The 16,117-nt window shown below is 40.5% G+C and carries 9 protein-coding genes and 4 tRNA genes; all 13 read right to left on the reverse strand.

The features are described from left to right. Positions 1–65: 65 nt before the first annotated feature. Positions 66–2,849, reverse strand: coding sequence for a hypothetical protein (locus AAHI99_RS05470; RefSeq protein ID WP_342227285.1), 2,784 nt, complete (start codon positions 2,847–2,849; stop codon positions 66–68). Between the two features lie 217 nt (positions 2,850–3,066). Next, positions 3,067–7,311, reverse strand: coding sequence for a DNA-directed RNA polymerase subunit beta' (gene rpoC / locus AAHI99_RS05475; RefSeq protein WP_342228360.1), 4,245 nt, complete (start codon positions 7,309–7,311; stop codon positions 3,067–3,069). A gap of 225 nt (positions 7,312–7,536) precedes the next feature. Beyond that, positions 7,537–11,670 (reverse strand): DNA-directed RNA polymerase subunit beta, encoded by a 4,134-nt coding sequence (gene rpoB, locus AAHI99_RS05480; protein WP_425288709.1) that lies wholly within the window; start codon positions 11,668–11,670, stop codon positions 7,537–7,539. A 309-nt stretch (positions 11,671–11,979) separates the two neighbouring features. Next, on the reverse strand, positions 11,980–12,366 hold the full coding sequence (gene rplL / locus AAHI99_RS05485; RefSeq protein ID WP_342227286.1) for a 50S ribosomal protein L7/L12: 387 nt from the start codon (positions 12,364–12,366) through the stop codon (positions 11,980–11,982). A gap of 47 nt (positions 12,367–12,413) precedes the next feature. Next, positions 12,414–12,944 carry a 50S ribosomal protein L10 gene (gene rplJ / locus AAHI99_RS05490; RefSeq protein WP_342227287.1) on the reverse strand — a complete coding sequence of 177 codons (531 nt, stop codon included), beginning with the start codon at positions 12,942–12,944 and terminating at the stop codon, positions 12,414–12,416. 280 nt (positions 12,945–13,224) lie between these two features. Then, positions 13,225–13,920: a 50S ribosomal protein L1 gene (gene rplA, locus AAHI99_RS05495; protein WP_342227288.1), complete on the reverse strand. Its 696-nt coding sequence runs from the start codon at positions 13,918–13,920 to the stop codon at positions 13,225–13,227. Next, the gene (gene rplK, locus AAHI99_RS05500; protein WP_342227289.1) at positions 13,913–14,356 is read right to left on the reverse strand and encodes a 50S ribosomal protein L11; all 444 of its coding nucleotides are present in this window, start codon (positions 14,354–14,356) and stop codon (positions 13,913–13,915) included. The genes rplA and rplK overlap by 8 nt, the downstream gene beginning before the upstream one ends. A gap of 180 nt (positions 14,357–14,536) precedes the next feature. Further along, positions 14,537–15,064 carry a transcription termination/antitermination protein NusG gene (nusG, locus tag AAHI99_RS05505; RefSeq protein ID WP_342228362.1) on the reverse strand — a complete coding sequence of 176 codons (528 nt, stop codon included), beginning with the start codon at positions 15,062–15,064 and terminating at the stop codon, positions 14,537–14,539. Positions 15,065–15,198: 134 nt separating this feature from the next. Further along, the gene (secE, locus tag AAHI99_RS05510) at positions 15,199–15,570 is read right to left on the reverse strand and encodes a preprotein translocase subunit SecE (RefSeq protein WP_339049924.1); all 372 of its coding nucleotides are present in this window, start codon (positions 15,568–15,570) and stop codon (positions 15,199–15,201) included. 23 nt (positions 15,571–15,593) lie between these two features. Beyond that, positions 15,594–15,669: transfer RNA gene (locus tag AAHI99_RS05515), tRNA-Trp, on the reverse strand. A 31-nt stretch (positions 15,670–15,700) separates the two neighbouring features. After that, positions 15,701–15,775 (reverse strand) — tRNA-Thr (locus AAHI99_RS05520). A 67-nt stretch (positions 15,776–15,842) separates the two neighbouring features. Next, positions 15,843–15,917: transfer RNA gene (locus AAHI99_RS05525), tRNA-Gly, on the reverse strand. Positions 15,918–15,938: 21 nt separating this feature from the next. After that, positions 15,939–16,023 (reverse strand) — tRNA-Tyr (locus AAHI99_RS05530). Between the last annotated feature and the right edge of the window lie 94 nt (positions 16,024–16,117).

A 16,117-nucleotide genomic window follows, 5' to 3' on the forward strand; every position in this document is an offset into this window, starting at 1 on the left:
AGACTTCTCTTGCCTCGCCTACATAAATGATTACGCCTTCTCCTTCTCACATTATCTATATTTTATTAGGAAAGAAAGACAGGGGCGGCGCTGGGCTCACATTGCAGGGCATTGCTCGCCTCATTCACGGTAGTTTCGGTTGATTTTTTAAAAAAAGTCGCGTTAGTTTTAGATATCCAGCCTTCATCTAGAATAGGATAAGGTTTGATTAGTTTATCAAAACAACGCTTAATGGCTACTAAAAGTGACTGTAAAAAGTCTATAAAAGCTTCTAGTAACGTTTTTTTTGAAAAAAATACGCTTTTAAGTTGAGTTTCTGTACAGTTAACATAGACGCTTTGAATATTGACTGCTAATTTATAGCCTTTATCTTTAACCGTATTAAGATTTAGCAAAATACAAGAATGGGTTTCGCAAAAGTCTCCTTTTTCGCTGGGGTCATCCCAGTCAAGATGTTTTTTTTCTTTATAGGCATTAATCTCTTCAATTTGAATACCCTTTCCCTTTACCCAGGACAAGTTTATCTTCATGTTCGGCTGTCCAATAATAGTGTTCTGCTTTTCCTGCTGGTAATAATTATTAATTAACCCCCCGCTTACCAAAGAAAAAGCATGTAGAAAACCACCCTGATGAAAAGAACCTAGAGCCAGCGTCAGATAATATTTTTTTAACTCCTGGTCTTTTATCTGCCCCAATAGTTGAGTTTCAATAAATTCGGAAAGATCGTTTTCGTCTTTAAATTCCTTTCCATTTCGCAACTTCTTAACACTTACTCCGTTGATAGAATAAATGTTCCAATTTCTGCTAAAATCTCCCAGTGTGACATTTTGACCGATTGCGACCTTGATTGTTTTATCTTTTAAACTCCGTAATTCATCCTTTAAAATTTGCTGGTTAAAAGGTTCATTATGCGAATTTTTTATATTTATAGGTTTGTTTAAGCGCGCAAATTTAGTTTCTGATTGAATTTTTTTCTGATCCAATACTAAATCGTTAGGCGCAAAATTGGAAAATTTAATTAAACCTTCAGCCCCAGGTGCATTTTTTGAAGCCACCTGTTGATGGTGACCCGATTCAAAGAAATATTCATATAATTCTAAAAGCAATGCTCTATCTTGTTTGTTATCATCATGACGAGGATGTCTTCCTTTTAGCTTATAAAAAGCCTCCATTGCATCAGCCGCAATTAATGCCCCAGCAGTGCGATCTTTGCCACTTTTACAGGCCACCCAGGGAATCCCACCGATACGGTTCAAAATAACCATTTCAAGCGAACTTATTAGCATCTGATGATGCCTTGTATCCGCCGTTAATACACCTTGTCTAGTTGGAATTGCCAATAAAGCTTGCAAAGCGTCCAATAGTCGAACGGTATTTCTATCAAATTTATTTTCCTGTTTTAATCCAACGCTTTTATCCAATGAATCTTTTTTTAAGAGATCTTCTATAGTTTTAATTAATTCTTTTTTACCTTTTTTTACGGAAAAATTTTTATTTCGCCCATAAAGATCAAGCTGGCTTATTAATTTACGTAACGTTGAATATTTCTCACCAGATCGTTCGCTTTCCTCAATGTATTTTAATAACGCTGGGAATTGTTCTGGTGGATGGGTACTATTTTTTTCAAACAATAAAGGACTTAAATAACGCCCAACTGCATTTAGTAATCGTGCTGTATTAAAGTCATTGCGCTTAGTTTGATCGGGATGAACGCCAAAACGTCGTAATATATTAAGTGGGCGATTAGTCGACAATAAAGTTATTTTAACTGGTTTATGTTGTTTATATTTAATACAGCCATCAGAATTAACCCTCAGATCAAATTTGGCTAAAAAATCTTTGTAATAGAGAGTTTCTAACTGCTCTTCTTCGGTAAAAAAAAGTGCTATTATTTTTGCATCTTTAGCATCAATCTGCTTGTTAGGATTACTTAAAGCCCGTTGAAAAAGCTCGACTATTCGCTCTTTCATCTCATACAGCAGAGTGTCATTATCACTCGTATCTGTAAAATAATTAGCTTTGAGCGTAGCCGCCCATCCGGGCGATAAAAGAGATAGCAATAAAATAACAAGCTCTTGTTGATTTAGGCTGCCTGTAGCCAAGCTTAATTTGAGCTGAGACGCTACATTTAAACAGATTAAACGGACTAACTCATCACTCGGCTGTTTTGCCATTAAATCAATGGGCGCAGGAGTTGCATGGCGAAAATTACGTAAAACTTCAACATCATTAATTTTGAAACTATGCATCGACAAATTTGCTAGGCCTGGGATGTTGCGCAGTGAGGAAGGTATCGGTCCAAAGAGTTTCTCAGCGTTTTTCTTAATAAAATTTTGCAGCCACTTAGGTAATGACTTAAACCAAAAAGGTTTAGGTTCAGCCCTATATTCCTGCAACAAAATATCGTTGCCGGTACATGGAGTTTCACTTTGAGCTATCTCAAGGGATGCTAGTTGACTGTCTTTACTTACAAAAGAGACCAACGTATCGAATTTTTCATGACCCTTGTGCCATACTGCACAACGTTCTGCGACACACAATGATTGAAAAGAATTTTTTAACGTTGTGTGGAAAACTAATATTGAAATATAAGATGCAATTAAGCTCTTGAATTTTACATTGGCAGCTTTAAAACAAATTCCCTTATCTTTTTTAAGGTCATTCTCATAATCTTTATAAAGTCTGTCGATTTGCTCAGAGATTAAATCTGTTCGAGCTGAAAATTTATTGCCCAACTTCCATTCTTGTTCAGTTAAATGACTTACCAACAACAACATGCCTGCTTTATACGACTGTCCTCGCAGAATAAAATTCTCATTTAAACTGAGTCTAGGTTTTACAGTAGCCATTAAAACACCTTTTCTTTTTTTCGATTACTCCACTACAGAATATACTTTATCCAATAGTATGATTAAATCAGAAGATTATTAACAAAAAATGAATCCTGCAGAACTTTTTGCCGCTAATTTTGCTATCCAGCGAAATCGAGTAAGCTTGTGTTGCACAATAAAGATTAAAAAAATGCACCCTAAAGTGCATTTTTTATGAAAGAAAAAAACTTAGAAATTATGATTTATCATCTTTCTTAGGCTCAGATAAGGCCTGACTCAAGGCTTGTTCTACATCACTCGCTGTCATCTGTGGTGCTGCTGCTGAGGCACTTAAACGTTGTTGTCTTGCCAATACATTAGCAGCGCGCTGACGACGAGCTTCAGCATGATAAGCAAATCCAGTCCCTGCAGGAATTAAGCGACCAACAATCACATTTTCTTTTAATCCTTTCAGCTCATCACGTTTTCCAGTAACCGCCGCTTCAGTTAATACACGTGTTGTTTCTTGGAATGACGCAGCTGATATAAAAGAGTCTGTCGCTAAAGAAGCTTTAGTAATACCTAACAATACCGCTTCAAAGCGTGCAGGCAATTTATTTTCAGCAATCAATTTCTTATTTTCTTCTTTAAGACGTGATTCTTCCAATTGCTCGCCTTTTAAATAACGGCTTTCACCGGAATCAAGAATGTTTACTTTACGTAGCATTTGACGAACGATAACTTCAATGTGTTTATCATTGATCTTCACACCTTGTAATCGATAAACTTCTTGTACTTCACTAACGATATAATTAGTTAGTGCATTAATCCCTAACAAACGCAAAATATCATGTGGATTTAAAGGTCCATCGGCAACAATTTCACCTCGTTCTACGTGTTCACCTTCAAAAACCGTCACATGACGCCATTTAGGAATTAACGCTTCAAACGCTTCACCGTTATTACCCGTAATCACTAAACGTCTTTTACCTTTAGTTTCTTTACCAAAACTGATGATACCGGAAATTTCTGCCAAGATAGCAGGCTCTTTAGGCTTACGCGCTTCAAAAAGATCCGCTACACGAGGTAAACCACCGGTAATATCGCGCGTTTTTGAAGTTTCTTGTGGAATACGTGCAACAATGTCACCTACGCCCACCGCAGCACCATCTTCCAAGCTCAAAATAGCATTAATCGGCAAGAAATAATGCGCTGGTAAACGGGTACCTGGTAAGAACAGATCATTACCTTCATTATCGGTCAGTCGCACCATAGGACGCAATTCCTTACCCCCTGAGCCACGTTGTTTGGAATCCATGACCACAATACTGGTTAAACCGGTAAGTTCATCGGTCTGTCGATTCATGGTGATACCATCGATTAAGTCAATAAACTTAACATAACCGGCAACTTCAGTGACAACGGGATGTGTATGTGGATCCCATTGAGCGATTAATTGACCTGGTACCACTTCAGTACCATCAGAAACTTTAATGGCAGCACCATAAGGTAGTTTGTAACGCTCTCTTTCACGACCTTGAGGATCCAACAGCGTTAACTCACCGGAACGTGAGACAGTCACATAATGTCCATCATTGTGTTTAACGAGTTTTATATTATGCAATTTAATGCGGCCCTTAGACTTTACTTGGATATGATTAGCTAAGGCCACCTGGGAAGCCGCTCCACCGATATGGAAGGTACGCATGGTTAGCTGTGTACCCGGTTCTCCTATCGATTGAGCAGCGATAACACCGACTGACTCACCGATACCTACTAAATGCCCGCGCGCTAGGTCACGGCCATAACAAGCGGCACAGATACCATATTTAGCTTCACACGTAATTGGCGAGCGCACATTCACTTGATCCACAGCCCGCTCTTCTAAGATATTAACCCAATCTTCATCTAATAAAGTTCCCCTATTCACCACAATATCATCACTGCCTGGCAAGCTGACATCTTCTGCGAGTACGCGACCTAAAACACGTTCTCGTAATGGCACCATAATTTCTCCGCCTTCAACGTGGGGAGTAATAGCAATACCTAAGGTCGCTCCACAGTCATCTTCAGTAACAACCATATCCTGCGCTACGTCAACCAAACGTCGTGTCAGATAACCGGAATTAGCCGTCTTAAGCGCGGTATCTGCCAAACCTTTACGCGCACCGTGCGTAGAAATAAAGTATTGTAATACGTCTAAACCTTCACGGAAGTTAGCCGTAATCGGTGTCTCAATAATAGTACCGTCCGGTTTAGTCATCAAACCTCGCATACCCGCTAGCTGGCGCATTTGCGCAGGTGAACCCCGAGCGCCAGAATCTGCCATCATGTACACAGGGTTAAATGACTCTTGTGATACGATTTTACCATCCGCGGCTTTTACATTCTCTGTCGCTAATTTTTCCATCATCGCTTTAGCAACTTGGTCATTAGTACGCGACCAAATATCAACAACCTTGTTATAACGTTCCCCTTGTGTCACTAAACCTGAAGCGTATTGAGATTCAATTTCTTTTACTTCGGTTTCAGCACCGGCAATAATAGCTGCTTTACTTTCAGGAATGATCAAATCTTCAATCCCGACCGAAATACCCGCACGTGTAGCATAACCAAAACCGGTATACATCAATTTATCAGCAAAAATAACCGTCGCCTTTAAACCTAAACGTCGATAACATTCATTAATAAGACTTAATATTGCTTTTTTATTCAGCGTTTTATTAATTAAAGAAAAGGGTAACCCGTCTGGTAACGTTTCGCGTAATAACGCTCTACCAACTGTGGTATCGATTAGTTTGGTTGATTCTTTACGTTCACCTTTCGCATCGAATAACACTTCGGTTATTCTAGCTTTAATCTTGGCGTGCAAATCGGCATAGCCTGCATCATATAGCTGGCGGACATCGTTAACATCGGAACAAATTAAACCTTCTCCTTTGGCATTGATTTTATCGCGTGTTAAATAATAAAGTCCTAAAACGACATCCTGAGTCGGAAGGATAATCGGTTCGCCATTCGCAGGAGATAAAATGTTATTAGTCGACATCATCAACGTACGCGCTTCTAACTGCGCTTCGATGGTCAATGGTACGTGTACTGCCATTTGGTCACCGTCAAAGTCGGCGTTGTATGCGGTACAAACCAGAGGATGCAATTGGATGGCCTTGCCTTCAACTAAAATAGGCTCGAATGCCTGAATACCTAAACGATGCAATGTGGGTGCTCGGTTTAATAAAACCGGATGTTCGCGGATCACATCTTCAAGAATATCCCAAACTTCAGGCGATTCATTTTCTACCATTTTCTTAGCGGCTTTAATCGTAGACGCTAAGCCACGGAATTGTAATTTACTTAAAATAAAAGGCTTAAATAATTCTAAGGCCATTTTTTTTGGCAAGCCACATTGATGCAGTTTTAATGTAGGACCGACTACGATGACTGAACGACCTGAATAATCAACGCGCTTACCCAATAAGTTTTGCCTAAATCGACCTTGTTTACCTTTGATCATATCCGCCAAAGATTTCAAGGGTCGTTTATTACTGCCGGTAATAGCTCGGCCACGACGACCATTATCCAACAAAGCATCTACAGATTCTTGCAACATACGTTTTTCATTACGCACAATAATATCGGGTGCGTTCAAATCGAGTAAACGTTTTAGACGATTATTACGATTGATCACACGACGATACAGATCATTCAGATCCGATGTCGCAAAACGTCCACCATCTAAAGGAACTAAAGGACGTAAGTCAGGCGGTAGTACTGGTAGTACCGTTAGAACCATCCATTCTGGTTTATTGCCGGATTGATCAAATCCTTCCAGCAGTTTTAAGCGTTTAGAGAATTTTTTTAATTTGGTTTCTGAACTAGTATTAGGAATCTCTTCACGTAAGGTATTAATTTCCTCCTTCAGATTCAACGTAATCAGTAATTGCTGTATCGCTTCAGCACCCATACGCGCATCAAATTCGTCACCATGTTCCTCGATAGCTTCTAAATATTGTTCATCTGTTAAAAGCTGACCACGTTCCAAAGTCGTCATACCAGGCTCTATAACCACAAATGCTTCAAAATAAAGCACACGTTCTATATCGCGTAAGGTCATATCGAGTAATAAACCGATACGTGAAGGTAGGGACTTTAAAAACCAAATATGGGCGACTGGACTTGCCAGTTCGACATGACCCATACGCTCGCGTCGTACTTTCGTCAATGCCACTTCGACACCACATTTCTCACAAATCACACCGCGATGTTTAAGCCGTTTGTACTTACCACATAAGCATTCATAATCTTTAATCGGGCCAAAGATTTTTGCGCAAAACAAACCATCTCTTTCAGGTTTGAAAGTACGGTAATTAATGGTCTCAGGTTTTTTGACTTCACCATAAGACCAAGTACGAATCATTTCTGGCGAAGCTAAGGAGATACGAATATTATCAAACTCATCTAAATAATCTTCTTGCTTCAGTATTCCCAATAAATCCGACATCAATGGTTTATCAACAAGCGCTTTAATTCTTTCGTTGCTTGAATTTGACTCGATCGCTTCCGCCATGCTCGCCAAACTTTCTTGAGCTAACTCTGGTTTCACTTGTTCGGAAGATGATGGCGCAGCTTTAGCCATTTCTGATGCAGTCGTCATAGCATGCTCTAGTTCTGACTTTACAATGTCTGCTTTTGGTTTAGTTGCCAAGGTTATACTCTCCACTTCAGATTAATCTTTGGTTTCTAATTCTGCATTAATTGCCAAGGAGCGTATTTCCTTGACTAATACGTTAAATGATTCTGGCATACCCGCTTCCATTTGATGGTCACCATCAACAATGTTCTTGTACATTTTCGTTCGTCCGGCAACGTCATCCGATTTGACAGTTAACATTTCTTGTAAAGTATAAGCCGCTCCATATGCTTCTAACGCCCAAACCTCCATCTCACCAAATCGTTGACCACCAAATTGCGCTTTACCGCCCAATGGCTGTTGGGTTACTAAACTATACGATCCGGTAGAACGGGCATGCATCTTATCGTCAACTAAATGATTCAACTTCAGCATGTACATATAACCCACCGTGACAGGCCGTTCAAAACGTTCGCCGGTTCTGCCATCATATAGCGTGGTTTGTCCTGATTCCGGCAAATCCGCCAAGCTTAACATGCGTTTAATTTCTGCTTCGGTCACTCCATCAAAGACCGGAGTAGCCATCGGCACACCGTTGCGTAAATTTTGCGCCAGCTCAACAACAGATTCGTCTGATAATTTGTCTAAATCTACTTTTTGTGCCGTTTCCTTAGTATCGTTGTAAATAGATCCTAAGAAGTTTTTAATTTCTTTAATATTTTTCTGCGCATCGAGCATACCCGCAATCTTGATACCTAAACCTTTTGCTGCCCAACCTAAATGCGTTTCGAGTACCTGCCCAACGTTCATACGTGATGGCACACCTAAAGGATTAAGAACAATATCAACCGGCGTACCATCTTTCATATAAGGCATATCTTCGACAGGAATAATGGTAGAAATAACCCCTTTATTTCCGTGTCGCCCGGCCATCTTGTCACCCGGCTGAATACAACGTTTGATAGCTAAATGAACTTTAACAATCTTGAGTATGCCTGGCGCTAAATCATCACCTTGGGTTAGTTTTTTGCGTTTATTCTCAAATTTCTCATCTAATGCAAGACGTGCTTCTTCTAATTGTTTTGCAACGGCTTCCAATTGCTGATTAGCCGCTTCATCACGTAAGCTGACAGAAAACCATTGATCCTTAGCTAGGCCTTGTAAATAGTCTACTGTCACTTTACTACCTGACTTTAATTTATTCGGTCCATTGCTTGCCGTAGCGCCAACTAATAAAGTCTCTAGACGTTGGTAACAATCATTTTCTAAAATTCTAAATTCGTCGTATAAGTCTTTTTTAATTTTATCTAAGGCCATTTCTTCGATACTTAATGCGCGTTTATCTTTTTCTAAACCATCTCGCGTAAAAACTTGAACATCAATGACTGTACCACGCATTCCAGAAGGAACACGTAACGAACTGTCTTTTACATCTGACGCTTTTTCACCAAATATAGCACGCAATAGTTTTTCTTCGGGCGTTAACTGTGTTTCACCTTTAGGTGTCACTTTACCCACCAATATATCACCCGCTTCTACCCAAGCACCTAAATGTACAATACCGGATTCATCTAATTTAGAAAGTGCACTTTCTCCGACATTAGGAATATCTGATGAAACTTCTTCCGTTCCTAATTTAGTATCACGTGCAATACAGGTTAACTCTTCGATATGTATTGTGGTAAAACGATCTTCAGAAACAACACGCTCTGAAATTAAGATAGAATCTTCAAAGTTATAACCATTCCATGGCATAAAGGCTACAAGAAGATTACGTCCTAAAGCCAACTCTCCTAAGTCAGTAGAAGGGCCATCCGCCATGACATCGCCTTTTTGGATCTTATCCCCTTTATTTACTAAAGGCCTTTGATTAATACAGGTATTTTGATTCGAACGTGTATATTTAGTCAGATTGTAAATATCAACACCTGCTGTACCTGCTGTCGCTTCCTTGTCATTAACACGAACTACGATACGACCTGCATCGACTGAATCAATAAAACCGCCCCGTTTAGCCACCACGACTACGCCTGAATCGACTGCTACTTTACGTTCCATACCGGTACCGACTAAAGGTTTTTCAGTACGCAAGGTTGGTACCGCTTGACGTTGCATGTTCGAACCCATTAACGCACGGTTGGCATCGTCATGTTCTAAGAAAGGAATCAAAGAAGCGGCCACAGAAACAACTTGTGCCGGTGAAATATCCATATAATTGACTTTATCCGCCGTTGTCAGCATCGACTCATTACGATGTCGACAAGGAATCAAGTCATCGATCAACTTACCCTGGTTGTCAAGACGGGTATTAGCCTGAGCAATGACATATTTGCCTTCTTCGATGGCAGATAAATATTGAATTTCTTTAGTTACTTTCCCATTTTCAACTTTACGGTAAGGCGTTTCAAGAAATCCATAATGATTCGTTCGAGCATATACCGCCAAGGAATTGATCAAACCAATGTTCGGTCCTTCGGGTGTTTCAATCGGACAAACACGACCATAATGCGTTGGATGCACGTCTCGAACTTCAAAACCCGCTCGCTCACGTGTTAGACCGCCAGGCCCTAAGGCAGAGACACGTCGTTTATGTGTAATCTCGGAAAGAGGATTCACTTGATCCATGAACTGTGATAACTGACTAGAACCAAAGAATTCTTTGATGGCCGCTGAGATAGGTTTAGCATTAATGAGATCTTGTGGCATTAAATTTTCAGATTCGGCCACACTTAATCGATCTCTGACAGCTCGTTCCACACGCACTAAACCAATACGAAATTGATTCTCTGCCATTTCACCGACACTACGTACACGACGATTACCTAAATGATCGATATCATCCACATCGCCTTTACCATTCCGTATTTCGATCAATGCGCGTAAAACGGCGACAATATCGTCTTTGGTCAAAGTACCTGGTCCAGTAATTTCTTCTCGACCTAAGCGCCGATTAAATTTCATTCGTCCTACTGCAGACAAATCATAGCGATCCAAAACAAAAAACAAATTTTTAAATAAGGCTTCCGCCGCTTCTTTAGTGGGTGGCTCGCCTGGGCGCATCATACGATAAATTTCAACTAATGCTTCTTGCTGACTGTGACTTGGATCAATGCGTAAAGTTGTTGAAATATACGCACCGGAATCTAAATCGTTGGTATATAAAGTTTCTACTTTTTCTACGTGTGCTTCTGTTAATTTTTTAACCACGTCTGCAGTTAATTCTGTGTTTGCTTCAAACAGGATCTCACCGGTTTCTGAATTAATAATAGGCTTAGCGAGTGTTTTACCAATTAAATAATCAATCGGTAACTCGAGATGTTTAATCTTGGCTTTTTCTATTTCACGGATTTGTCTTACTGCAATACGTCGCCCTTGCTCAACAATCACCTTACCACTGGCATCTTTAATATCAAAGCTAGCGGTTTCACCACGCAAACGTTCAGGAACTAAATCTAAAACAACTGTTTCACCTTTTAGATGCAAAACATTGTTACTAAAAAATAATTCTAATATCTCTTCTGAGGTATACCCTAATGCGCGTAATAGTATGGTAGCAGCTAATTTACGTCGCCTATCAATACGAACAAATAAATTATCCTTAGGGTCAAATTCAAAATCTAACCAAGAACCACGGTATGGAATAATTCTCGCCGCGTACAACAACTTACCTGAAGAATGAGTTTTACCTTTATCATGTTCGAAAAATACACCCGGCGAACGATGTAATTGTGAAACGACCACGCGATCGGTTCCATTGATCACAAAACTTCCTGTGTCTGTCATCAACGGCAGCTCACCCATATACACTTCTTGTTCTTTAATATATTTAAGTTTCGAGGAGCCTGGCGCTGCTTCTTTATCGTAAATAATTAAACGCATTTTCACGCGTAAAGGCGCACCATAAGTTAAACCACGTGCTTGACATTCTTTAACATCAAAAGGCGGTTGCCCTATTCGATAATTAATATATTCTAAAGTGGCTTCACCACCAGAATAAGAAGAGATAGGAAATATCGATTTGAATGCCGCATTAAGCCCTATATCTTCTAGCGCATCCGGCGAGGTATCTACTTGTAAAAATCGATGATAAGACTCAATTTGCGTCGCTAATAAATAGGGCGCTTCCATTATGGTCGCTTGTTTACCAAAATTTTTACGAATACGTTTTTTTTCAGTAAATGAATATGGAATATTTGCTTGCTCAGTTGCTGGGGATGTCCGAATTACCATCTAAAGTTCACCTAGTTAGAGAACAGAATTAATAAAGAAAAATCGCGCCCAAATCTAGCTGGGCTTATGTTTATGTTGGTTATTAATAACGCTTTAAAGTCAATTTTTTACACAATTTCAGTGAATTATAGAACTTCAATCTCGTTCTTAGTCCCTATTTAGCCTACGTCCTACGACCAACATCGTCTTAAATCTAAATCTTATAAAATGTGCTACATATTTAAAGATTAAAAATATATGCTTAGAAACTAGTTTCATAACACAAAGAATGCCCAGCATAATCTGAGCATTCTTTTAGTGCTTTAAAGCTTATTTCATTTCGCCCGTAGCGCCCGCTTCTTTAAGCTTAGCGATAAGCGCTTCGGCATCTGCTTTAGACATACCTTCTTTAATGACCGCTTTAGGTGCTGATTCAACCAAGTCTTTCGCTTCCTTTAGACCAAGACCGGTTGCTTCGCGCACTATTTTAATCACATTAATCTTATTAGCGCCTACTTCTTTCAGCTCCACATTAAATTCAGTTTTTTCTTCAGCTGCAGCCGCTGCTGCACCAGGCGCTGCCGCTACGGCAACTGGAGCAGCTGCTGCAGAAACACCAAATTTATCTTCCATACTCTTAATAAGATCGACAACTTCCAGGACGCTCATTTTAGCAACGGCATCTAATACTTCTTTGCTTTTATCATCTGCGCTCATATAACTTTCACTCCAAAAATAAAAAAACTATAATTAATTAACCGCAATTATGCAGCTGCTTGTTGCTTTTCACGCACAGCAATCAGGGTACGTAGTAATTTAGCTTGTGGCTCAGCCAGCGTACGTACTAACTTAATAATTGGTGCTTTCATAACTGCCATCAATGTAGCAATTGCTTCATCACGGGTTGGAAGATTCGCGAGTTTCTCGAGTTCATTCACCGCTAGTAATTGACCATCGAAGGCGACTGCCTTAACGACCAATTTTTCATTTTGCTTGGTAAATGTCCGAATAAGCCGCGCTGCTGCACCTGGCTCTTGTTGGGAAAATGCTAGAAGTAAAGGGCCTACCAACGTGTCTTGTAAACACGCAAAGCCTGTACCTTCTAAAGCACGTCGCGCTAAGGTATTACGCACTACACGTAAATACACCCCTGAGCTGCGTGCTTGTATGCGTAATTGACTCATTTCCCCCACACTTAAACCACGATATTCAGCAGTAACTGCTGATAACGCATTTTTTGCAACCTCTCCAACTTCCGCAACAATGGCCTGTTTATCTTCAAGTCTTAATGTCACGTTGGTTTTCTCCTCATGTATTGTTTAACCATCAGCCGTAATAGTTGATGATTAAAGGCTCGGTGGCCCTAAAGGTTCACCATCTGCGTAGGTAAAATTAAGCACCCATATTATTAATAAGAGACATTGATACCTATCTCTTTAACGTCGGCGCACCTACGGTCTCCGACAGTTAGAGGGAAAACCCTTTAACTGCGAATTCATTCCCACTATTTATATCAAGCGGGGGTAGCTCTTCTATCCTAAATCCACTAAATAGTCAAGATGTAAGCCGCTCATCTTAGCTTGCTTCTAACGATGCCAAATTAATTAATAAGCCAGGTCCCATCGTACTGGATAAACTTAGCTTCTTTAAATAAACCCCTTTAGCCGTAGCAGGCTTGGCTTTTTTAATCGCTCCTACCAATACTTCTAAATTTTGCAATAACTGTTGAGGCTCAAAGCTTAGCTTACCTATCGTACAGTGGATTATCCCACCTTTATCAGCACGGTAACGCACTTGACCCGATTTCGCATTGGCAACTGCCGTATTGACATCCATCGTTACTGTGCCAATCTTAGGATTAGGCATCAAGTTTCTAGGACCTAATATTTGGCCAAGTTGACCCACTAAGCGCATTGCATCCGGTGTTGCAATAAGCACATCAAAGTCTAAGTTACCGGCTTTTATGCTCTCAGCCAAATCCTCAAAACCCACGATATCAGCACCTGCTACTTTCGCTGCCTCGGCATTGGCTGCCTGAGCAAAAACAGCAACTCGGGGTGTTTTACCAATTCCATGCGGCAATACTACTGCACCGCGCACGGTTTGATCCGATTTACGCGGATCTACGCCTAGATTGATACTAACATCAACACTTTGATTGAATTTAACCGGAAATTCCTTGAGTAAACTAACGGCTTCTACTACCGTATATACCTTACCAGGAAGCAATTTTTCTTTAATCAAACGAAAACGTTTACTGAGTTTAGCCACGTTCGCCCCCTCCTTCAACTTCAACACCCATATTACGCGCTGTGCCAGCTATTGTGCGCATTGCGGCTTCTAAATCACCTGCAGTTAAATCAGGCATTTTAATCGTTGCAATCTCAGCCAACTGTTTACGAGTAATTTTACCAACTTTATTTTTGTTGGGGATGCTACTGCCTTTATTGATCGCCGCTGCCTTCATAATTAAATAGGAAGCTGGGGGAGTTTTGATAATAAATGTAAAACTACGATCGGAGTACACCGTAATCACGACCGGCATCGGCATACCTTTTTCTGCACTTTGAGTGCGTGCATTAAAAGCTTTGCAGAATTCCATAATATTCACACCTTGTTGCCCCAAAGCAGGGCCAATAGGTGGTGCAGGATTAGCCTCGCCGGCTTTTACCTGTAATTTCACATAGGCTTGAACTTTCTTTGCCATGTTTACCTCCGGGTCTAGCGCTTAGCATTATCGCTAAGCTTCCCATTGATGAATACTTTTCGCATTTGAATTTTTTGCCTGTATTGCCGCTCAATTCTCTATGACACGACATTTGACAAAAACCCCATTGCTATGAGTATATTTTTTTTTATTCCCTTTTTTAAAGGGTCCTACAATGCATCAAGCTTTTTTAACTTGACCAAACTCTAATTCAACCGGTGTAGCACGACCAAAAATAATGACTGAAACCCGCATGCGATTTTTTTCATAGTTTACTTCCTCAACCTCTCCATTAAAGTCAGCAAAAGGTCCATCCACAACACGTACCACTTCACCTACCTCAAACAAGACTTTAGGCCGAGGCTTATCCACGCCTTCTTGCATACGCTGTAAAATCTTATCCACCTCTTTACTGCTCAGAGGCACTGGCTTATCACTGGTTCCACCGATAAATTTAATCACGCCCGGTGTCTTTTGAACGAGATACCAACTATCTTCATCCATATCCATTTCGACTAAAACATATCCCGGATAAAATTTGCGTGCCGTTTTACGCTTACGGCCTTGATGAATTTCGACCACTTCTTCAGTCGGCACGATAATTTGGCCAAATTTCTCCGTTAAACCTTGTTGTTTAATCCGTTCATTTAAAGCATCTAAAACTTTGCGTTCATAACCTGAGCGTGCTTGTACAACATACCATTGCATCGATCCATGTGCAGTTTTTTCCTCTGTTGTAGATAGTTTTTCATTAGTTGAAACAGGATCATTCGACGATTGCTCTGAAACATCGGAATGAAGTTCCGGTTTTTTTTCTGTCATAAGTTAACTATCCTCTTCATTTACGCTGTTAAAAAAGCAACTGCCCATAATAAGAGTGTATCTATACCCCATAAAAACAAGCCCGCTACAACAACCATCGCCATCACGATCAAAGTAGTACGTACCGTTTCTTCTCGTGTTGGCCAGACTACTTTGCGTAGTTCAGCACGTGAAGCTTGTGCAAATGCCCAAAACCGCCGCCCCAGTACCGTATAAAAAAATAATGATGCCAACACAAGTGCGTCTATTATCCAGCCTATCAAGCGAATAGCAATGGCCTGGTGAGAAAAATAATTATTGGCATAAATAGCCAATAGTAAAATAACTCCCATCATTATCCAGATTATGGAGTCTCTTTTAGTTGCCTTGTTTTCAAGCTTTGCGTTCTTCATTTTTACCTTGCCAAATAGATTTTTGGCAGGCCAGGAGGGAATCGAACCCCCAACCTGCGGTTTTGGAGACCGCCGCTCTGCCAATTGAGCTACTGGCCTAATTCTTTTAACTTGTATTCTTTGTATCTTTTGGAGCCCACAACCGGGATCGAACCGGTGACCTCTTCCTTACCAAGGAAGTGCTCTACCACTGAGCCATGTGGGCCTGCATGCATTACTCATTGCGTTTAAATTATTGCCGTGCTGCCACTTACGCCCTGCATCGCTTTTTTTGGAGCGGGTGATGGGAATCGAACCCACATAGCCAGCTTGGAAGGCTGGAATTCTAACCGTTGAACTACACCCGCAAGCATATCTAAAAAAATAACTGGTGGAGGGGGAAGGATTCGAACCTTCGAAGGCTGAGCCGGCAGATTTACAGTCTGCTCCCTTTGGCCGCTCGGGAACCCCTCCTCAAAATTGAGGGGCTATTTTGCGAAAGTCAAGGCTGGATGTCAACCACTATTCTCATTACAATACATAAAAGTTTTTTTGAGTACTCTTCGCA

The sequence above is a fragment of the Rickettsiella endosymbiont of Rhagonycha lignosa genome (assembly GCF_964031165.1).
Taxonomy (GTDB): Bacteria; Pseudomonadota; Gammaproteobacteria; order Diplorickettsiales; family Diplorickettsiaceae; genus Aquirickettsiella.